Annotated in this window: 18 protein-coding genes; 6 read left to right on the forward strand and 12 right to left on the reverse strand. The window is 47.4% G+C overall.

The window, feature by feature from the left end; genetic code table 11:
* Positions 1 to 25 precede the first annotated feature (25 nt).
* From HH301_RS01030 to HH301_RS01040, 3 genes are all read left to right on the forward strand, one after another.
* On the forward strand, positions 26 to 1,438 hold the full coding sequence (locus tag HH301_RS01030) for a divergent polysaccharide deacetylase family protein (RefSeq protein ID WP_169566178.1): 1,413 nt from the start codon (positions 26 to 28) through the stop codon (positions 1,436 to 1,438).
* Positions 1,435 to 1,905 carry an RNA pyrophosphohydrolase gene (locus HH301_RS01035; RefSeq protein WP_169566179.1) on the forward strand — a complete coding sequence of 157 codons (471 nt, stop codon included), beginning with the start codon at positions 1,435 to 1,437 and terminating at the stop codon, positions 1,903 to 1,905. The genes HH301_RS01030 and HH301_RS01035 overlap by 4 nt, the downstream gene beginning before the upstream one ends.
* Before the next feature lie 314 nt (positions 1,906 to 2,219).
* Positions 2,220 to 3,683: a hypothetical protein gene (locus HH301_RS01040; protein ID WP_169566180.1), complete on the forward strand. Its 1,464-nt coding sequence runs from the start codon at positions 2,220 to 2,222 to the stop codon at positions 3,681 to 3,683.
* A 1-nt stretch (position 3,684) separates the two neighbouring features.
* On the opposite strand, the gene HH301_RS01045 is transcribed toward HH301_RS01040, so the two are convergent.
* The 8 genes from HH301_RS01045 to HH301_RS01080 all read right to left on the reverse strand — a co-directional run bounded on the left by HH301_RS01045 (position 3,685) and on the right by HH301_RS01080 (position 14,051).
* On the reverse strand, positions 3,685 to 5,133 hold the full coding sequence (locus tag HH301_RS01045) for a sensor histidine kinase (RefSeq protein ID WP_169566181.1): 1,449 nt from the start codon (positions 5,131 to 5,133) through the stop codon (positions 3,685 to 3,687).
* A gap of 158 nt (positions 5,134 to 5,291) precedes the next feature.
* The gene (locus HH301_RS01050) at positions 5,292 to 6,632 is read right to left on the reverse strand and encodes a hypothetical protein (RefSeq protein WP_169566182.1); all 1,341 of its coding nucleotides are present in this window, start codon (positions 6,630 to 6,632) and stop codon (positions 5,292 to 5,294) included.
* A 132-nt stretch (positions 6,633 to 6,764) separates the two neighbouring features.
* Positions 6,765 to 7,166 (reverse strand): F0F1 ATP synthase subunit epsilon, encoded by a 402-nt coding sequence (locus HH301_RS01055; RefSeq protein ID WP_169566183.1) that lies wholly within the window; start codon positions 7,164 to 7,166, stop codon positions 6,765 to 6,767.
* A gap of 23 nt (positions 7,167 to 7,189) precedes the next feature.
* Positions 7,190 to 8,614: a F0F1 ATP synthase subunit beta gene (gene atpD, locus HH301_RS01060; protein ID WP_169566184.1), complete on the reverse strand. Its 1,425-nt coding sequence runs from the start codon at positions 8,612 to 8,614 to the stop codon at positions 7,190 to 7,192.
* A gap of 51 nt (positions 8,615 to 8,665) precedes the next feature.
* Positions 8,666 to 9,544 carry a F0F1 ATP synthase subunit gamma gene (locus HH301_RS01065; RefSeq protein WP_169566185.1) on the reverse strand — a complete coding sequence of 293 codons (879 nt, stop codon included), beginning with the start codon at positions 9,542 to 9,544 and terminating at the stop codon, positions 8,666 to 8,668.
* 29 nt (positions 9,545 to 9,573) lie between these two features.
* Positions 9,574 to 11,103 (reverse strand): F0F1 ATP synthase subunit alpha, encoded by a 1,530-nt coding sequence (atpA, locus tag HH301_RS01070; RefSeq protein WP_169566186.1) that lies wholly within the window; start codon positions 11,101 to 11,103, stop codon positions 9,574 to 9,576.
* Positions 11,103 to 11,663: a F0F1 ATP synthase subunit delta gene (locus tag HH301_RS01075; protein WP_169566187.1), complete on the reverse strand. Its 561-nt coding sequence runs from the start codon at positions 11,661 to 11,663 to the stop codon at positions 11,103 to 11,105. Before HH301_RS01075 ends, atpA begins: the two co-directional genes overlap by 1 nt.
* A 207-nt stretch (positions 11,664 to 11,870) precedes the next feature.
* Positions 11,871 to 14,051, reverse strand: a complete 2,181-nt coding sequence (locus tag HH301_RS01080) for a primosomal protein N' (RefSeq protein ID WP_169566188.1) — start codon at positions 14,049 to 14,051, stop codon at positions 11,871 to 11,873.
* 183 nt (positions 14,052 to 14,234) lie between these two features.
* Between HH301_RS01080 and fsa the strand changes: the two genes are divergently transcribed.
* From fsa to HH301_RS01095, 3 genes are all read left to right on the forward strand, one after another.
* A complete protein-coding gene (gene fsa, locus HH301_RS01085) occupies positions 14,235 to 14,891 on the forward strand; it encodes a fructose-6-phosphate aldolase (protein WP_169566189.1) in 657 nt (218 codons plus the stop codon).
* 62 nt (positions 14,892 to 14,953) lie between these two features.
* Positions 14,954 to 15,658 (forward strand): DUF484 family protein, encoded by a 705-nt coding sequence (locus HH301_RS01090; protein ID WP_169566190.1) that lies wholly within the window; start codon positions 14,954 to 14,956, stop codon positions 15,656 to 15,658.
* 1 nt (position 15,659) lies between these two features.
* Positions 15,660 to 16,571: a tyrosine recombinase XerC gene (locus tag HH301_RS01095; protein ID WP_169569450.1), complete on the forward strand. Its 912-nt coding sequence runs from the start codon at positions 15,660 to 15,662 to the stop codon at positions 16,569 to 16,571.
* Here the strand turns inward: HH301_RS01095 and HH301_RS01100 are convergent.
* From HH301_RS01100 to odhB, 4 genes are all read right to left on the reverse strand, one after another.
* Positions 16,568 to 17,755 (reverse strand): MFS transporter, encoded by a 1,188-nt coding sequence (locus HH301_RS01100; protein ID WP_169566191.1) that lies wholly within the window; start codon positions 17,753 to 17,755, stop codon positions 16,568 to 16,570. The two genes, HH301_RS01095 and HH301_RS01100, sit on opposite strands and share 4 nt — an antisense overlap.
* A 9-nt stretch (positions 17,756 to 17,764) precedes the next feature.
* Entirely contained in the window at positions 17,765 to 18,373 is a 609-nt protein-coding gene (locus tag HH301_RS01105) for a glutathione S-transferase N-terminal domain-containing protein (RefSeq protein WP_169566192.1), read from the reverse strand.
* Positions 18,374 to 18,466: 93 nt separating this feature from the next.
* On the reverse strand, positions 18,467 to 19,870 hold the full coding sequence (lpdA, locus tag HH301_RS01110; RefSeq protein WP_169566193.1) for a dihydrolipoyl dehydrogenase: 1,404 nt from the start codon (positions 19,868 to 19,870) through the stop codon (positions 18,467 to 18,469).
* 32 nt (positions 19,871 to 19,902) lie between these two features.
* Entirely contained in the window at positions 19,903 to 21,198 is a 1,296-nt protein-coding gene (gene odhB, locus HH301_RS01115; protein ID WP_169566194.1) for a 2-oxoglutarate dehydrogenase complex dihydrolipoyllysine-residue succinyltransferase, read from the reverse strand.
* Between the last annotated feature and the right edge of the window lie 11 nt (positions 21,199 to 21,209).

Genomic DNA, 21,209 nt, shown 5'->3' on the forward strand with positions numbered 1-21,209 from the left:
ATCGTCTGACAGGGAGAGTTTTTCGATGCTGCCCGTTTTTTATGGGCTGCTGCTTGCCGCAATCGCTGGCCTAGCTGGCTGGCTGTCATATCTCGATTATAAAAATCCCACTACAACGCAAGAGCCGTCTGCGATAGTAGAGATTGCACCTGTAATGTTGGCAGAGACAACCTCCAATCCAGATAAGAGTGAAGACCAGAAACCTTCAACTGAAGAAACTGCAGACGTTCCCAGCGAAGCACCTCCTCCCTCTTCTACGGTAGAATCTATAGATCAAGCAGAGCAAAAACCAACCACGGTTGCAGAAAACACTCCTGATCCAAATTCCTCCGAAAAGTATGAAGAGGAGAAAGCAGAAGACACAGAAGCACCCCACGAAGGTTTAAATTCAGAGATCTCTGAGGGCCAACCTGATGATGAAGAGGATAAACTCACTTCCGCTAAATCTCAGGAACCTGAAAAAGCTCCCTCAACTCTAGAGCCCCAAAGCCCAGAACCTTCCCAAGAGTCTAGCGAGAAAGCTACGGAAGAAACAAAAAAAGACCTTCAAGAAAACCAAGTGATTGCATCTGTAGATCCCGACACCGCAAAAAAGTTTGAGGTTGAAAAAGTTCCTGAAGGAGGAAAAATCGCGTTAGCGCCTGCACCTGATCCGGATTTGACGAAACGTTCTGATTTTGGCTTATTGCCAATCATCAGTCCCGCTGGCAAGGTCCCTTGGCGGACATATGCCCGACCTTTCGTTGACCCGTTGGATCGTCCTAGGATTGCCATTGTGATGAGTGATATGGGCATGAGCACTTCTGCAACCCAAACTGCCATCCAAAAGCTTCCAGGAGCGATAACCTTATCCTTCAACCCGTATGCGAGAAATTTACAAGACTGGATCAATCAGGCTCGGGCTGCCGGCCACGAAGTTTTGCTTCAGCTCCCGATGGAGCCAATGGGATATCCTAAGAACGATCCTGGCCCTCATAGTTTGCTGACAAGTTTGACAGATCGGGAAAACCTAAATCGTTTAGACTGGATGCTAGGGCGATTTACAGGTTATTCAGGTGTCACTAATCAAATGGGCTCTCGGTTTACGTCCTCTGCAACCGATATTGAGCCAATTTTGAATGTGCTGAACGAGCGTGGTTTATTGTTCCTAGATGGCAGGACATCTTCAAAAAGTGTAGCAAGCCGAGTTGCCTCATCCATAAACATGCCTGTTTCTGTTAACAATCGTTTCTTGGATAACAAAGCGGATCGGGCGACAATCGATGCACGCCTTGCAGACTTGGAAAGAATTGCGCGCTATACCGGAACAGCTGTGGGAGTTGGCTACCCTTATCCCGTCACCCTCGAACGTCTCGCTGTGTGGGCGCAAACTCTAAACCGCAAAGGATTGGTTTTGGCCCCGATTTCGGCAACCGTCAACAGACAGGAAATCCGATGACACCCCAACAAAATCTACCCTATCGTCCCTGTGCGGGGATTATGCTGATTAATGACCAAGCCCAGATTTTTGTGGGAAAACGCATTGATATGCAGAGCGAGCATTGGCAGATGCCACAGGGTGGTATTGACCCCGGCGAGGATCCTCTGGAAGCCGCCAAGCGGGAACTTTTGGAGGAAATCGGTACCGACAAAGCAGAGCTTGTTAAAGAAATACCGAACTGGCTCACTTATGATCTTCCCGACCACTTGATCGGAAAAGTCTGGAAGGGCCGGTATCGTGGTCAAAAACAACGCTGGTTTCTCTTTCGGTTTACCGGTGAAGATCAGGACATTGATTTAGAAACAGAACATCCAGAATTCTCAGAATGGAAGTGGACTTCCAAATCAGACCTAGTAAACCAAATAGTTCCATTTAAGCGAGACATATATATTCGAATCGTAAATCACTTCGATTCGCACATATGACCCCCAAATAATCGCATAACGAGAATTAAATTTATCGCCAATATTGGGGAAAGTTATCCACAGACCCCACAATATGTAGTACTTCTTGCACTTTTTGGAGCCGAAACAATTTAAGTTGTTGTTTTTGTAAAAAATTTTTACCTATACTTATTAACAGTTTGTTAACCATATCGGCTAGTTTTCAAAATTTGCTCTTCAACTGTGCGACCATTGGAAGCATTTAGATGTTGAAAATTTTATTTCACTACCGAAATGGGCCGCGATTATAGAAATCGCGCAGGGGTATAATATGTAGCTCAGTAAGTGAGAGTGGAATGAAACATTATGAAGAGCTCACCGGTGGTGAGGGTAAGCGGGTCTTCTATCGTGCAGAACGGTTTAAAGCATCAAACCTGATGCAGGAAGTTTCACCTCAGCTCAGTTTAGAAGATCGCTCTTTTGAGCTGGATGATATCAGCATGAGCGGTCTTTCCTTTATAAGCCCAACGAAGGCCATCTGGACTGCTGACATGAACAGGGATCTCTCCCTGAAACTGAAACTTGGCAGTAATGAAATTTTTAGTGGTACAGGGCAGATCAGGCGTGTTGAGTCTAAAGACGAGCATCAAAAAATCGCTTTAGAGCTCACAGATGGTTATCTGGATATTCCACAACTTATCTCCAAGCATGATGAAATATCTCTCCAGCAACGTATTCAAAAGGGCCTTGTTGACAATAGCTCTCTTGTTACAGCGGAATATAAAGAGGTCATTTCAGATGCCGTCTACCTCCTCAAATCAGTAAGAGATACGCTGGACGAAGTAGAAAGCAATCTCACTCAGCAATCTGCTCGACGGCAGGAGCAGATTCAGGAGATTATTTTTGAGTGCGAAAAGATTGCCTTGAACCGCTGGTGGGAAATTTCTGAAAAAGCAATGCGCTGCGTCAGCGAACTCAAAGGTGATAGCAACGCTATCAAGGCTGCTAAGCAATATACTGAAAAGGTTCTAACGCCTGAACTTGTTCCAGGTGCAAGTTGGAAGCGCTCTTACGAAAAGCCACTCGGGTATCCTGGTGATTTCGAAGTCATGAACTATGCTTACAATCTGTCCCTGATTGGGGAGAGCGCCTATGAAAAATTCTGCCATTTGCTTGGGACTTCTACAGGCGGCTTTATTGCAACGCGAATGACACTGGTAAAGCAGAAAATCGCTGAACTGACAAACAAGGTTGCGGAAACTGGCGGAAACTCATTGAAGGTCGCTAGTCTTGGCTGTGGGCCTGCTCAGGAGGTCGCCAACTTCCTAAAAGGGCACAAACAACCTGTCAGTACACAATTTACCCTTATTGATCAGGACCAGGACGCCCTGTCTTATGCCTACCGGAACAGCTATCCAGAGGTAATTCGTCTGGGTGATAAAGCAAGCGTAAATTGTCTTCACGCGACTTTCTTGGAGTTTCTTGCAGCTGGTGCTTTATTCAGCAAACTGGAAGCTCAAGACCTAATTTATGCAGTGGGTTTAGTTGATTATCTCACCGATCGCAGAGCGGAACGCTTGGTACAGGATCTCTACCAAAATTTAAAGCCCGGCGGTACACTGATGATTGGTAGCATGTATGACTCACCAAATAGTCTCGAATGGCAGGTGGAGTTTATTACTGATTGGCAGCTTGAATACAGGAATAAGGAGCAAATGCTGGCGATGGCTTCTAGCCTTCCAGACACTGCGACCTTAAACACGACTGTCGATTCAACGGGTCACTGCATTGTGCTTGAGGTAACAAAACCTACTTCTTAAATCAGGCAGACGCATTCCCAACTTGAAGCATCTGTTGCTGCTCATGGTAAGAATTCGTGTGATTTCTCTCTGCGGGGAAGGAAATATGTGCAGTCGTTCCTTCTCCGAGGCGACTATCAAGACTGATACTTCCCCCATGCAACTGCATCACGTTTTTAGAAAGGGGCAAGCCCAGACCTGTGCCCTCATAGTTTCGTGCAAGACTACTTTCGATCTGAACAAATGGGGCAAATACCTTATCAATATTTTCAGATTCGATACCAATGCCAGTATCCATTACATGTACAGTAATCGCACCATCTGCTTCGTCAGTAATGCTAATGCTAACGTTTCCGCCACTTGGGGTGAATTTCACGGCATTTGAAAGCACGTTTAGGAAAACCTGTGCCACCAGCCGTGGATCAGCAAAGACAATGTGATCTCTGGATGGTAAGTCAAAAGCCAACCTGATTCCGTTCTCAACGGCTTTGTCTCGAACAATCCTCAGGGAAGAATTGATGACACTGGTCAGAGAAAGCTCTTCTTCCTGCAACGTCAGCTTGCCTGCTTCAGCTTTAGACAAATCGAGAATGTCATTAATAATACTCAGTAGATGTTGTCCACTTGTATTGATGTCATGAGAGTACTCTTTGTACTGATCTGTTCCCAGTGGACCAAACATCTCTTTTTCCAAAATTTCAGAAAAACCGATGATCGCATTCAACGGGGTTCTAAGCTCATGGCTCATAATAGCAAGGAACTCAGATTTCGCATGGTTTGCTGATTGCGCCTTATCTGCAAGGTCTTCGCTCTTCAAGCGTTCAGAATCCAACATCCTCATATTCACAAAATCCCTACGCTGAGCCAGCTCCTGGAAATAGGCGGCAAAGACGCCCATACCGGCTGCAGTCAGCAAGAAGAAGTCATTCGAAAGCAGGATGTGCAAGGGAATTGGATTCAACCAAAGAGCTGACACATGATATGACAAGATCAAGCACATGGTCACACTTGTCGCATAAAGAAAGCGGGTCGGAGGTAGGCAGCAACAGAAAATGATTAGCGGCGTTAACCCTGCATAATAGAGATAACTGCCTGGCTCGCCAGCAATGGCCGTCATGGCAATAATGCTTAACCCTGACACCAGCATACACATTGCAGCGCCTAACTGTGCAATACGCGGATAAAATCGAGTATACGTTAGGAAATAGACGAGAACGATCAGCGGGATTGTTGTCGTAAAACGGATCGTGATGGCAATCTCGTAGACGTGCTCCAGGATATAATAGTCAAGAAACGAAAATCCAGCATAGATGATCAATGCGGAAAGCAGCGACAGCCGCATTACCGACAAGGATTTAGCGATTGCGTCATCGTTATACTCCGATTCAAAAATCGGATCCGCAAAACGCAAAGAAAAGCGATTTATCGCTGTTCCCCCAATATCTGTGCTTGGTAGTATCGTGCTACTCAAATTTATCAATTTCTTGATCCAAGAACTAATTACAGCGACGATACAGTAAGTCTGACTTAGTAAATAAGTGGTTAATGGACAGAATTTATTAACCTATTGGGATAGTAATATAGTTAAATCCCAGACATAACGCTTTATATTAGGAAAATACTTATTTATTACTTTTTAAGGTCATTAGAACTTGCACTAGCCAATATTTGAATCATTTTCAGAGGTCGGTAAAACACTTTTTCTGGCTCAATCAAGTGAACAACTTTAAAGAAGCTTTCAATTACGTTCGGCGCTGAGGAGGATAAAACCAAGGCCTTTAGCTGGTTTTTGATTTTCCAACCGAATGGTGGGTTTCCAGTGGTCTGTAAATACTTGAAATCCTGCCCCATAGCCAGATCCCAAGGAGTTCTAAATATACGATTGAGGCTTTGAAGATAGAAGTTCCTGAGAATAAGAACATCACCTTCATTTCTCAAATCAACGGTGTCTAATCTCTCCTGCAGGCTCTGAACGGATTGAAAAGCAATACTCATACCTTGTCCAAAAAGTGGATTGAGACTGACATTTGTATCCCCAACAGGGATCAATCGAAGCGGAAAGTGTTTTAACCTGTCATAATGCCGCCTGATACTGCTTGGAAACTTATGGAGACTTATATCTGATAGAAATTCGGCATCTTTGACGGCTTCATAAACCTCTGGTCTTGGCAGGTTTTTTGCGAATTCCAAAAACCCCTGCTTATCAGAAGGCGGATGATCTTTGTGATATCCGGCTAAAGTTAAAAGCCAGGTATCATTTTCCACTCTTACAAGGGTACACCCCCTCACCTCATCTGGGCCTGTCGGATAGATTAACAGACTTGTCCAATCTCTCTGGTCATCCGGAGGTAATTGTAAAAAACAGCTGGCGTACCCCAAATCAACCCTCGTTTCAGAGATAGGAACCGTTCCATATCCCTTCTCTTCAAGCCATTTTGGAAGCTTACTGCCTCGACCGGTTGCATCAATAAACAGATCACCTTCGATCCGCTCCTTTTCACCGGATATCTCTTGAATATGAACCGCTACGACTTGATCACCACTTGGATCAGTTTCATAATCAGTAACCCGTGTCTGGTATCGGAAAGTGACTTGCGGGAGTTTTTGGACACAGTGACGGATACAATATTCAAGCAACGGACGGGATTGAAAACGAATAGGAAGGTCTCCATTAAACCGCGGCATAAACCTCTTATTGAGATACCATTTAACATCACCACAAAAATCTGCAGTGGGAGCGGAAAACTCTTCAAGCATTTCAGGAAGCTCTGGAAATAGCTTCGTAAGAGCGTCGCTGCCACCTTTTAGTAGACCATGGACATGACGTCCTTGCGGCACCCCTTTTCGAGCTTCTATTGTTTCAGGCTCTTTATCCGCTTCTAGGATAATGATCTCGTCAAATTTGTTTGAAAGTGCTTTTGCTGTCGCTAAACCAGCAACACTGCCCCCTGCGATAATGGCCCGCACCATTTCCCCTCACCAATAAGTAGAATATGGAACCATAGTATTGCGCAAAATCAAATTACACAACAATTTCAATATCTTCGGGACAATAAAAAAGGGACCGAAATCGGTCCCTTTTTAAACTCCATCTGATAGCGCTTAAGCAAGTGCTTCCAGTAGTTGTTCCAGATGCTCTTTATTTTCCTGGGCCTTCCGCCGAACTTCATCGTCCTTGGCGTCTTCAACATCCTCAGCAGCATCTTTAATTTTCTGCTCGAGTCTTGAACGGTCCAGGTCAGCAACATGAATTGCTTCTTCTGCCAAAACAGTCATTTTGTCTTCAGCAACCTGAACGAAACCACCGTTCACAAAAATACGATCTTTTTCAACATCGCCTTCGTAAATGGAAATCACACCAGGACGCAGTGAAGATGTAATCGGTGTGTGCCCGGCCATAACGGCGAAGTCACCTTCAGCGCCCGGCACAACGACCATTTCATAAGCATCTGAGAGCAAAAGCTTCTCAGGTGAGACCAAATCCATGGTTACCATATCAGCCATTTAGAGCTCTCCTCAAATTCCAATTAAGCAGCTTCAGCAGCAAGCTTAGCGGCTTTTTCTTTCACTTCTTCAATGCCACCGCACATGTAGAACGCGGCTTCTGGAAGATCGTCATACTCACCGGCACAAATCGCTTCGAAAGCAGCGATTGTGTCTTCAAGTTTCACAAATTTACCAGGTGCACCAGTAAAGACCTCAGCAACGTGGAATGGCTGTGAGAGGAAACGTTGGATCTTACGGGCACGTGCCACGATCAGCTTATCCTCCTCGGACAGTTCGTCCATACCCAGAATAGCAATAATATCCTGAAGCGATTTATAAGTTTGCAGAGTTTCCTGTACCTGACGAGCAACACTATAATGACGCTCACCAATAACAGCTGGATCCAGCATACGTGATGTTGAGTCAAGCGGATCCACAGCAGGGTAAATACCAAGCTCAGCAATCTGACGTGACAGCACGGTTGTCGCATCCAAGTGAGCGAACGAAGTCGCAGGAGCAGGGTCAGTCAAGTCATCCGCAGGCACGTAAATAGCCTGCACAGAGGTAATAGAACCTTTGTTAGTGGATGTAATCCGTTCCTGAAGCGCACCCATGTCTGTTGCCAGAGTTGGCTGATAGCCCACAGCAGATGGAATACGACCGAGAAGCGCGGACACTTCGGAACCAGCCTGTGTAAACCGGAAGATGTTATCAACGAAGAACAACACGTCCTGCCCTTCCTGATCACGGAAATATTCCGCGATTGTCAGACCAGACAGAGCAACACGAGCACGCGCTCCTGGAGGCTCATTCATCTGACCGTACACGAGGGCCACTTTGGATTTGTCGCCTTCAGTGTCAATAATGCCACCTTCGATCATTTCGTAGTAAAGGTCGTTACCTTCACGTGTCCGTTCACCGACACCAGCGAACACAGAGTAACCACCATGGCCCATGGCAACGTTGTTGATCAGCTCCATAATCAGAACTGTCTTACCCACACCGGCACCACCGAACAGACCAATCTTACCACCCTTCGCGTAAGGAGCGAGAAGGTCAACAACCTTAATACCTGTCACCAGGATTTCAGCTTCAGTTGACTGATCGGCAAAGTCAGGAGCTTCGTTATGGATCGGCGCAGAGGATTTCGCGTTAATTGGACCGCGTTCGTCCACTGGCTCACCCACAACGTTCATGATACGGCCAAGAGTTTCCGGACCAACTGGCATCTGAATTGAATCACCAGTATCGTGAACTTCCTGCCCACGGACCAGACCTTCTGTTGCGTCCATTGCGATTGTCCGGACGGTATTTTCACCCAGATGCTGCGCAACTTCCAGCACAAGACGCTGACCATTATTTTCAGTATGCAGAGCGTTCAGAATTGCTGGCAGATCGCCGTCAAACTGAACGTCTACCACGGCACCCATCACCTGGGTAATTTTGCCGACAGACTTATTCGCCATTTTAATGCTCCCTAAAGGGTCACCTAATTCTTCCAAAACCGATACGAAGTGCTAGAGCGCTTCGGCACCAGAGATAATTTCAATCAATTCGCTTGTAATCGCAGCCTGACGCTCACGGTTATATTGCAAAGTGAGTTTTTCGATCATGTCACCTGCGTTCCGTGTTGCGTTATCCATCGCTGTCATACGAGCACCCTGCTCAGAAGCAGAGTTTTCCAACAAGGCTTTATAAACCTGAACAGAAATGTTCCGTGGCAACAGATCAGCCAGGATTTCTTCTTCTTCCGGTTCATAGTCGTAATCCACTTCGCTTTCAGCTTCTTCACCAGAAGCTTCAGGAATGGATGCTGGGATCAACTGTTGCTCAGTAACTTCCTGCGTCAGAACAGATACGAACTTCGCATAGAAGATAGAGCAAACGTCATATTCCTCGCTATCGAACATAGACAGGATTTTCTGAGCGATAGGCGCTGCATCATCAAAACCGATCCGTTTTGAGCCAGACAGATCCACGAAATCAATGATCAGATGACCATACTTCCGCTTCAGAACATCACGGCCTTTCTTACCAACACAGATGATCTTAACATCCTTGCCTTCAGCAAGTAGTTTTTCTGCCCGCAGACCTGCAGCCTTAGCAATAGAGCTGTTAAAGCCACCGCAAAGACCACGCTCACCAGTTGCAACAATCAGAACATGTCGTTGATCGGATCCAGTCCCCTGCAGAAGCCGAGGACCCTCACGACCTTCCAAACCGCTGGCGAGGGAGACCATCATGGCCTCCATCTTCTCAGCGTATGGCCGCGCCGCATTGGCCGCTTCCTCAGCATGACGCAGTTTCGCAGCCGCAACCATTTTCATGGCTTTGGTGATTTTCTGCGTTGAGGTAACGCTTGTGATCCGATTTTTGAGTTCTTTAAGGTTCGCCATTTGAGGCTACCCCCTTTTCAGCTCAAAGGTTACGCAAAAGTAGTTGTGAAGCTTTCCAAAATTCCAGCCAGCTTTTCTTCATTTTCTGAAGAAAGAGCAGCCTCATCCCGGATTGCATCCATCAAATCTTGGTGTTTGGCATGCATTTCAGTCAGCAGCTGCTTCTCGTAAGAACCAATCTGGTCAACTGCAATGCGATCAAGGTAGCCTTTCACACCAGAGAAGATCACTACAACCTGTTCTTCCATAGTCAGCGGTGAGTACTGAGGCTGCTTCAACAGCTCAGTCAAACGTGCACCACGGGCCAGAAGTTTCTGAGTGGAAGCATCCAGATCAGAACCGAACTGAGCAAAAGCAGCCATTTCGCGATACTGAGCAAGTTCCAGCTTAATGGTACCCGCAACCTGTTTCATCGCTTTTGTTTGAGCAGAAGAGCCCACACGAGACACAGACAGACCAACGTTAATCGCTGGACGAATACCCTGATAGAAGAGTTCTGTTTCCAGGAAGATCTGACCATCAGTAATGGAGATCACGTTCGTTGGAATATAGGCAGACACGTCACCGGCTTGAGTTTCAATTACTGGCAATGCAGTCATGGAACCGAGGCCATTGTCTTCGTTCAGCTTCGCAGAACGCTCCAACAGACGAGAATGTAGATAGAAAACGTCACCTGGGTAAGCTTCACGTCCTGGAGGACGACGCAGCAGCAGGGACATCTGACGATAAGCAACAGCTTGCTTGGAAAGATCATCATAAATGATCAAAGAGTGCATACCGTTATCACGGAAGAATTCAGCCATCGCACAGCCAGTAAATGGTGCAAGATACTGAAGAGGAGCCGGATCAGATGCAGTCGCAGCAACAACGATGGAGTATTCCATCGCACCGTTTTCTTCCAGTGTTTTCACAACCTGAGCAACGGTGGAGCGCTTCTGACCAACCACAACGTACACGCAGTAAAGTTTTTTACCTTCGTCATCTGTTGCATTGACTGATTTCTGGTTCAGGATCGCATCAACAGCAACAGCTGTCTTACCTGTCTGGCGGTCACCAATGATCAATTCACGCTGACCACGTCCGATTGGAACCAAGCTGTCAATCGCTTTCAAGCCGGTCATCATAGGCTCATGAACGGATTTACGTGGCATAATGCCAGGCGCCTTCACGTCCACACGCTTCATTTCGCCGCCTTCGATTGGGCCTTTTCCGTCAATCGGATTACCCAGACCGTCAACAACACGTCCCAGAAGACCTTTACCAACCTTGGTTTCAACGATAGCGCCAGTCCGCTTAACTGTATCGCCTTCTTTAATGTCCCGGTCGGAACCGAAGATCACAGCACCAACGTTGTCTTCCTCGAGGTTAAGAGCCAAGCCCTTAATACCACCTGGGAATTCAACCATCTCACCAGCCTGGATCTTATCCAGACCATAAATACGAGCAACACCGTCACCTACGGACAGCACCTGACCCACTTCTGAAACTTCAGCCTGCGTGTCAAAACCCGCAATCTGCTGTTTAAGAATTTCGGAAATTTCTGCGGCGCGGATGTCCATCACCCAACCCCTTTCATGGCAAACTTAAGATTTTGAAGCTTGGTTCTGATCGAACTATCGACCATACGCGAACCGACTTTAACCACCAGACCACCGATCAGACTTTCATCAACATCTGCTTCGATGGCAACATCACTACCAATAGAAGACTTCAGCTCTTTCTCAAGAGCCTCCATCTGCTTGGCAGTCAGTTTTTTAGCGGAGACAACTTTGGCAATTACTTCACCGCGTTCAGCAGCAAGTAATTGATTGAAAGTGTCAATCATATCCGCGAGGGCAATCAGACGGCGATTTTGTGCCACCGTACCCACGAATCGACGAACCAAATCACTAATGCCGAGTTTTTCAAGAACAGCCAACATGGCCCTTTCTTGATCTTCCCGACTAATAAGTGGACTACGGACGAGCTTCGCCAGATCAGCGCTCTCCCCCATTGCGGTTTTAATCGTGGCCAGATCGGAAGCGACAACATCAACCTGCTTCGCATCGGAAGCAAGATCAAAGAGTGCTGTTGCGTACCGGCCAGCGATACCTGAAACTTTTATATTCTCAGCTGACAAGGAAAGTTCCCCAAGCCTGAAAAAACGACGCAAAACGCGTCGCAAGAAAAATTCGTTCAACGCCTGCAATATGGACTTTTTTAAGTAGCCCTTTGAGCAAGGCACGGGGTTATTAGCACACGGAATTCCATGAAGCAATATCCCCAAGGTTAGTTTCTGCAGCAAAATTCACGAAATCTTTACAAATCCCGCTTTTTGGCCACAGTCCTACATGAAATTGTACGGATCTATATCGATTTGCAAACGAATATTTGTTGGAATCTTAAGGCCTTTCAACCAACCTCTGATAATTGGCTGCAGTTGTTGGGTCCTCAACGATTTGATTAAAAACCGGATCCTATGACGCCCTCGGATCATAGAAAGTGGGGCCGGAGCCGGTCCCATAATTAAAAAACCATCCCCGTGAGGCCCTTTTCTCGCCAACTCATTTGAAAAATTTCTCAATGATTCGGGATCGGGAGAAGACAGTATTAAAGAAGCAAGGCGACCAAAAGGCGGCATACCAGCCATCTCCCTCATCTTTGCTTCTTCTTGAATGAAGGAATCAATGTTTGCGGAACTGATTGCCTGCATGACTGGGTGATCCGGTAAATGAGTCTGAAGCATAACTTTTCCTTTATGCTCCGCTCTACCAGCCCGACCTGCTACTTGAGAGAGTAGCTGATAGGATCGCTCGGACGCACGAAGGTCACCGCCAGATAGGCCCAGATCGGCATCGACAATCCCAACCAATGTCAAATTTGGAAAATGATATCCCTTTGCAACTATCTGTGTACCGACCAGCAAATCGATATCACCCCGGGACATGGCCTCAACGAAACGGGCAGCTGCGCCTGGACCAGTCATGGTATCACTGGCTATCATTTGCAGGCGGGCGTCCGGAAACAACAGACTTGCTTCTTCGGTTAGGCGCTCGATACCTGGTCCGCATGCTTTGAAGCAATCGGCTTCTCCGCAGTCTGGGCATATTTCTGGAATTTTAGAACTGTAGCCACAATGATGACATTGAAGACGCCGGGTTAAACGATGCTCCACTAGCCAGGCTGTGCAATGAGGGCATTGCAATCTAAATCCACAAGCATCACAAAGCGTGAGCGGCGCATACCCCCGGCGATTGATAAAAAGCATCGCCTGTTGGCCAGAGGCCAATGTTTCTTTCACTGCGCTCTCAAGCGGCTCTGAAATCCAGCGCTGGGCACCAGGGCGATGGGTCTTCAAATCTATCAGTTCAATATCTGGAAGTTCAGCAACTCCAAATCGCGACGGCAGTTTGATATGCTCATATTTGCCAGACGTCGCATTTATATATGTCTCCAAAGCCGGAGTTGCCGAGGCCAATATGACAGGGAAAGATCCGATCTGGCCGCGAACTACACCCATATCCCTCGCATTGTAAAGAACCCCTTCATCCTGCTTGAAGGTTGCTTCATGTTCCTCATCCACAACGATCAAGCCAAGATCAGAGTAAGGAAGAAAGAGCGCAGAACGAGCACCAACAACGACTTTAGCCTCTCCACTGATAACGGCTCGCCAATTCCGACGCCTTTCCCCTGCGCCGAGATCTGAATGCCATTCAACTGGCGGCACCCCAAATCGGGTCTCAAAACGTTTTAGCCATTGTGACGAAAGTGCAATCTCGGGCAACAGAACCAAAGCCTGTTTTCCCTTTTTAAGGCATTCTGCAATCGCCTCAAAATAGACCTCCGTTTTCCCTGATCCGGTTACCCCCTGTAAAAGAACCGGCTGAAACTCTGCTGCCTTTATAAAACCTTTCAGCCGCTCAGCGGCGCTCTGTTGATCATCCGTCAGATCAAACCCAACTTTTTCGGCATCCGGTGTCTCAATAGGTTGTTCGCTTGGTAGCTCCCTGGCGCCAAGAGTTCCCGCCTCGTATAGTCCTTTGACAACGGAAACACTGACCCCTGTCACCTCTGCTATATCAGCAGCGGTTTGAGCAATTCCACCTACCAAAAATGAAAGCACCTTTTCGCGAGCTGCTGTCATCCTTTTTGGAGGCGGACCTTTGAGGAAATATCCTGTTTTCGGTTGCTTGGGATATAAGGCATCTGGAACACTCATGCTCATTCGCAGAATTCGCCCATTGCCTTGCATCGTGTAATTCGCCACCCAGTCAACGAACTGCCTTGCTTCTTCACAAAGAGAACGAACAGGAAGAATTTCCTCCACGTCTTTGAGTTTTTCGACCGGAAAATCCAGCTTTGGATCCAACTGCCAAACGACACCAACCAATGATCTCGGCCCTAAGGGAACCCGAACAAAATGCCCCGGCCTTACATCTAGTTCATCAGGCACTGAATAATCATAGGTGGCCCCTTTGCTCATTGGGAGCAACACTCGGATAGTCCTAATAGAGGCTGGATCGTTCATTCTGCTTTGATTTGAGCCATTGCTGGGGTATTTAGGTCAGAATATTGAGTGACTGTTTATATAGTTCCTAATCCATATGGATCTCTGTGCCAAATCATTCCTGAAGCGGCATGCCAAATGAACCTGCAGTCCGGACAATTTTAGACTGCCCTCTCATGGGCATTAATGAATAGAGATTAGAAGATGAAATTTTTTGTTGATACCGCCGACACTGAAGAAATTCGCGAACTTGCTGATACAGGTCTGCTGGATGGCGTGACAACCAACCCCTCGCTAGTAGCAAAAACCGGTCGCGACTTTATTGAAGTTGTGAAAGAAATCTGCTCCATCGTTGATGGCCCTGTGAGTGCGGAAGTTGCGGCAACCGATTATGAGACAATGCTTGAAGAAGGGAAAAAACTAGCAGACCTAGCAGATAACATCGCTGTTAAAGTTCCTTTGACAATGGCTGGTCTGAAAACCTGCTCTCAACTTAGCAAAGCTGGCACGCAAGTGAATGTTACCCTCTGCTTCTCACCTGCGCAGGCAATTTTGGCAGCAAAAGCAGGTGCGACTTATGTTTCCCCATTTGTTGGCCGCTTGGATGACATTGGCCAGGAAGGCATGAGCCTGATCGGTGATATTGTCCAGATTTACAGTAACTATCCAGCTCTCCAGACCGAAGTGCTTGTTGCCTCTATTCGTAACCCCATGCATATCGTTCAGGCAGGGTTAATGGGCGCTGAAGTCTGCACCATCCCGCCTCAGGTTCTCAAGCAACTGGTTTCTCATCCGTTGACGGATAAAGGCCTTGCTGCATTTGTGGCCGACTGGGAAAAAACTGGACAGAGCATTCTTTGATCCGCATGATTCAACAGATCTAAAACCAAGGAACGGATACGGTGCCCAAAGACCGCAAAAAAATGGTGACAAAAAATCAGGTCCCAACGGACTTGAATGAGGAAGTTGTTCGCCAGTGGCTTCAGGACCATCAGGATTTTCTGGAACGGAATTCGGATCTTTTAACAGATGTGATCGCCGCTAACAGGGTTTCAGGTGACGGGGTTGTTGATATGCAGTCTTTCCTGGTGGAAAGGCTGCAACACCAAGTCAGCGATTTACGATCGACACAGGTTGATCTGGTTAAAACAACCCGGGAAAACCTTCATATTCAGGATATGGTCCACCAGTCGGTAACAGCTATCCTTTCTGCAACAAGCATTTCCCATTTCGTTCATATCCTAACTCAAGACTTACCCGAGTATCTGGATGTAGATGTCATCACGCTCTGTGTTGAAGAAGGCTCCATCCCTCTTCCAGCTATGACCGGACTGCAACGGATCAAAAAAGGGAATATCAATAAAGCGAATTGGAGCAATGGCAACATACTCATGCGCCCGAATGCTCCAAAATCAAAAGCAGTGTTCGGTCCTGCCAAAGATCTTATTGAAAGCGATGCTCTGATCCGACTGAACGTGCCTTCTCTTAATGCACCTTCAATGCTAGCCATTGGAAGCCGGGAAACTGGGCACTTCCATCCTGAACAGGGAACGGATCTACTTCATTTTTTAGCAAGCTGCATTGAGGCCAGCCTTCAGAACTGGCTTGAACATACTCCTCAGTCCTGACATGCGGTCCACTACGTCATTAGACACATATCTCAATGACTGGAAAAGTTGGCTAATTCATGAAAAAAAAGTCAGCCCAAACACATTTGAAGCCTATGAGCGAGATGTCGAGGCTTTTCTCCTCTTTTCAGGGCATCACTTAGGAAAGACTCTGACCGTTAGCGATCTCGAAAACATGCGAGCCGCCGACTTTCGTGCTTTTTTAGCCGACAGAAAGAAAGAAGGGTTAACTGCTACATCGCTCGCAAGAATGCTGTCTTCGATCCGCAGCTTTTTCAAAAAACTGGAAAAAGACGAAGTGCTGCATAACCCACATCTTAAATCTTTACGTGCGCCCAAACGTCCAGAACGATTACCCCGCCCCCTTACTGAGAAGGATAGCCGCAACTTACTCTCTGAATTAGATAAGGGCCAAGGCTGGATGGATGCCAGAGATCTCGCGGTTGTAACCCTTCTCTACGGCGCGGGTCTTCGTATCTCCGAGGCGCTTGACCTGAATTATGGAAATCGCCCCGCTGGTGATAGCATGACAATTATCGGCAAGGGCAAAAAAGAGAGGCTTGTGCCCGTATTGCCTGTCATTAGTGAAGCCATCGATCGGTACCTCAAACTTTGTCCGCACCCCATGGATGCTGAAACGCCTCTCTTTTTAGGTAAGCAAGGGAAACGGTTAAGTCCCCGCCAGATCCAATTAACAATTCAAAACCTTCGAAGACAACTTGGCTTACCGGAGAGCGCCACGCCTCATGCTTTACGCCACAGCTTCGCCACGCATCTTCTTGGCGCAGGCGGTGATCTCAGAACTATTCAAGAACTCCTCGGTCATGCCTCACTATCGACAACACAACGCTATACGGATCTAGATACTGAAAAGCTCTTGAACGTCTATAAGAGTGCTCATCCAAAAAGCTAGTCTCGCGTCATTCTATAGATAAGTGGTGCCAATAAGGCGACTGCCCCCATGGATACATATGTGAGCCCCCACGCAAAACCACTTTCCCTACCTCCAGCGGCATCCAAAACTACACCGGCCACAACTGGTCCAATCATCGCACCTGCAAAGCCAATAAAACTGTGAACTGCCATAGTGGATCCTTTCAGTTCAACAGGGGACGAAATCACAGCACCAGATGTTATAGATGAGGAATCAGCGGTTACCAAAATGCCATAGAGAATGGACAGAGCTGCGACAATCACAAAGGGTAAATTTGCTGAAAAGCCGAGAAAGAGAGAAACTACCAATGCGGAAATCATGATCAAGAGGATTGCGCCTCGGCGGCCTATCCTCATCGCTAGTTCGTTTCCTGCGACACTCGATGGAAGCCCCATAAAGATCACAATAGTTGCAATCATGCTGATATCCATCCAGATCGGAGCTTCGCTTTGGCTAGCCGCGAATGTGAGAAAGGTCACGACGAAAGAACGCATCGCCATCAGTTCCCAAGAATGACAAAAATAGGCGATTACATATCCCATAGTTCGCCGATTAATGAGCACCGGTTTGAAGTTGAACAGCTGCACCCATGGCCTTGGATTATAAACGGGCACAGGCCGGTTCAACGCAACTACCAGCAACAAGGCCGCCGGTGGGCCCATGACAGCTGCGATCAAGGCCGCATCTGTTCCCAACCAGCGATCCACTTGTCCTACCAGCAGGAACGAAACGGCAGAGCCAGTCGAAAAACAGGCCGTGTAAAACGCAATTGCACGAGGTTGCGCGGACGAGACAACCCTATCGGTTAACATTTTTAGACCTGGCATATATCCACAAGCCAGACCGACGCCAGACAGAAACCGCCAAGGAATGGCAGACCAGAAATCATCAGAATGAAATGCAAATCCATACGCGCCAAGCAAGGCGATCACATGCCCAACAAGAACAATGGTCCTAGCATCCATCCGATCCGTCAGGGTTGAGGAGACAAGTCCAAATACAGTGAACCCCAGAAAATAGGCACCATTGATCCAACCCGCCTCAGTAGCAGTTAAGTCCCATGCCTCGAAAAAGTGAGGCATGAGTGCTGGAAATGTTGCAAAGGAAGACATTGCCAGAATTTCGGCAATGCAGGAGAGGGTAATCAGTTTAACAGGTGACATTCATTGTCTTCAGGAAGCTGGAGGAGCTGTCTCCGCGATTGAGGGTTTCTTGGAAAACTCTTCAAACCAAGCAGTAAGATTTGGCCGGCCTTTCCGCCAATCCTCGTGAGAAAATCGAAGATCCAGATAACCAAGACCACAGGCTACAGCAATTGTTCCAATATTGGTCTTACCCCCAAAATCGGAGACTTCTTTTTCTAGAACGTTAAGGCAGTTTTCTACGGCGAGGCGAAGACGCTCACTCCAGGTCGGCGAACGCTCTCCTTCCGGTAGGGCAGTCGCATCCCATCTTCTGGAGAAGGCTGCATCAGTCATACCATTTGCCATAGCATGCAAGGTCATGACTTTAGCCCGTTCAAGCGGTTCAGTCGGGAAAAGAGTTGGATTGCCGTCTTTCGCATCGAGATATTCCGCAATAACGATAGAATCAAAAAGCAACTCACCAGTATCGAGTTCAAGACTTGGAATTTTACCGAGTGGATTCTTCGGATTGATTCCCTTGAAAACATCGCTGGTGTCCGGTTGAGTAAATTCAATCTGGTCCCGAAGCCCCTTTTCAATTGCAACGGCAAGAACTTTCCTGGCGAAAGGAGATGTGGCGCTATAGCAGAGTTTCATCTGAGACCTCTTGTTATCGTTATTGGAAAAGCAAAAAAGAAAGGGCCGAATTAATTTCGGCCCTTTCAATCTTTTCGAAAATGAAATCTGAGGTCAAGAGTTAATCGTCCGACCATCCACAGCCAGCGCTGCTTCCTTCACAGATTCATTTAATGTTGGATGGGCGTGGCATGTCCGGGCAATATCTTCAGAAGACGCTCCAAACTCCATAGCCAACACACATTCATGAATAACAGTGCCGGCATCTGGACCAACGATGTGGACACCTAGAACCTTATCCGTTTTCTTGTCTGCCAGGATTTTCGTAAATCCATCCGTTGTTCCGACGGCGCGAGCACGGCTGTTGGCCATAAATGGAACCTTGCCAACCTTGTATTCAACACCCTCTTCTTTCAACTGCTCTTCAGTTTTGCCAACTGTGGCAATCTCTGGATACGTGTAAATCACACCAGGAATAAGGTTGTAATCGATATGAGGTTTCTGACCGTTCATCATCTCGACGCAGACAACACCCTCATCTTCAGCTTTGTGCGCCAACATTGGCCCCGCGATTACATCGCCAATTGCATAAACACCTTCAACATTTGTCTTGAACTGACCATCAACAACAATCCGGCCCGCTTTATCCATTTCAACGCCCAAATCATCCAAGCCAAGACCTTGTGTATAAGGGCGTCGGCCAATCGCTACCAACACGACATCAGCCTTCAGAGTTTCCTCATCACCGCCTTTGGAAGGCTCCATTGTTAGGGTAACGGAAGTCTTTGTTTTCTTGGCCCCTGTGACTTTGGTTCCAAGTTTAAACTCAATACCCTGCTTTTTGAGAATTCGCTGAGTATTTTTCGCAACTTCATTGTCAGTACCAGGCAAGATGCGGTCCAGAAATTCGACAACAGTTACCTCTGCGCCGAGACGGCGCCAAACAGTTCCGAGTTCCAAACCAATAACGCCAGCACCAATTACGACCATTTTCTTTGGTACTTTAGGCAGTTCCAGTGCACCGGTTGAGGAAACGATCTGTTTCTCGTCAATTTCCACATTTGGCAACGGCATCACATCCGAACCCGTGGCAATCAGGATTTTAGACCCTTTGATCGTTTTGTTGTCTTCGCCTGTGATTTCTACACGCCCGCCGCCTTGAAGCTCACCGGCACCCTTGAAATAGGCAATCTTGTTTTTCTTAAAAAGAAACTCAATCCCTTGGGTTAGGCCTGTGACAGCTTCATCTTTTTGACCAAGCATTTTTTTGAGATCAAGCTTTAGAGAGCCGACCTGAATTCCACGCTCTGCAAATTCATGCTGGGCTTCTTCAAACAGCTCTGAAGACTTCAGCAAGGCTTTTGAGGGAATACAACCAACATTCAAGCAGGTCCCACCAAGGGCGCCCCGCTTTTCAACGCAAGCTGTTTTCATTCCCAACTGAGCCGCCCGAATAGCAGCAGTATATCCGCCAGGGCCACCCCCGACCACAATCAGATCAAATGTATCTTCACTCATCATTTTCCCTTTCAGGGAGTCTGTCGTCGTTATTAAACTTCAAGCAGCAGACGCTGTGGATCTTCCAAGGCTTCCTTGACCCGTACAAGGAATGTCACTGCTTCCTTGCCATCAATGATCCGGTGATCATAGGACAGTGCAAGATACATCATTGGACGAATCTTGATCTCTCCATCAACAACCATCGGACGTTCCTGGATCTTATGCATACCCAGAACTGCTGATTGAGGTGCGTTTAGAATTGGAGAGGACATCAAAGACCCATAAACACCACCGTTTGAAATGGTGAAGGTTCCGCCCTGCATATCCTCCATGGATAGCTTGCCATCACGAGCTTTGCGGCCAAGATCTGCAATTCCTTTTTCAACGCCAGCGAAGCTCAACGCGTCCGCATCTCGAAGGACAGGAACAACCAAGCCATTTGGTGTGCCAACCGCAACACCGATATGATAGTAGTTCTTGTAGACGATATGATCGCCTTCAATTTCAGCATTTACTGCAGGTAATTCCTGCAATGCCGCGATACAAGCTTTTGTAAAGAAAGACATGAAGCCAAGACGGGCACCATGCTTCTTCTCAAAGGCGTCTTTATACTCAGCCCGCAGTGCCAGCATGTTTGTCAGATCAACCTCATTATAGGTTGTCAGCATCGCAGCAGTGTTTTGCGCATCCTTCAAACGGGCAGCAATACTTTTACGCAGCCGCGTCATTTTAACACGCTCTTCACGAGCGGCTTCTGGTCGCGGACCAGTAGGAACAGGTGCGGCAGGAGCCGCTGCTGATGCAGCAGAAGGAGCTGCAGCAGGTGCAGCTGGTGAAACGCCACCATTATCCAGCGCTTCTAACACATCGCCTTTGGTAATTCGGCCATCTTTGCCAGTTCCGCGAAGTTTAGAAACATCCAGATTGTTCTCGTCAATCAGCTTTTGAGCCGCGGGAAGAACTTCAACCGGGCCTGAAGTCGCTGGTGCGGCAGGAGCCGCAGCAGGCGCAGCGGCCGGAGCCGGTTCAGCTTTTGCTGCTGGTGCAGGAGCTGCCGCTTTTGGAGCTTCCTCTTTGGGTGCTGCTGGGGCAGATGTCGCACCAGCGGCTCCAGCAGTGATATGACCAAGAAGCGCGCCTACCTCAACGTCTTCACCTTCATTGACCACAATATCTTCCAGACGGCCAGCCTCTGTCGCATTAACTTCCAGGGTCACTTTGTCTGTTTCTAGCTCCAGAAGGGGCTCATCTTTTTCAACTGCATCGCCTGCTTTCTTGAACCAAGTACCGACAGTTGCTTCCGTTACAGATTCCCCAAGGACAGGCACACGAATTTCGACAGTCATATTACTTCTTC

It is taken from the genome of Sneathiella limimaris, assembly GCF_012932565.1.
Classification (GTDB): Bacteria; Pseudomonadota; Alphaproteobacteria; order Sneathiellales; family Sneathiellaceae; genus Sneathiella; species Sneathiella limimaris.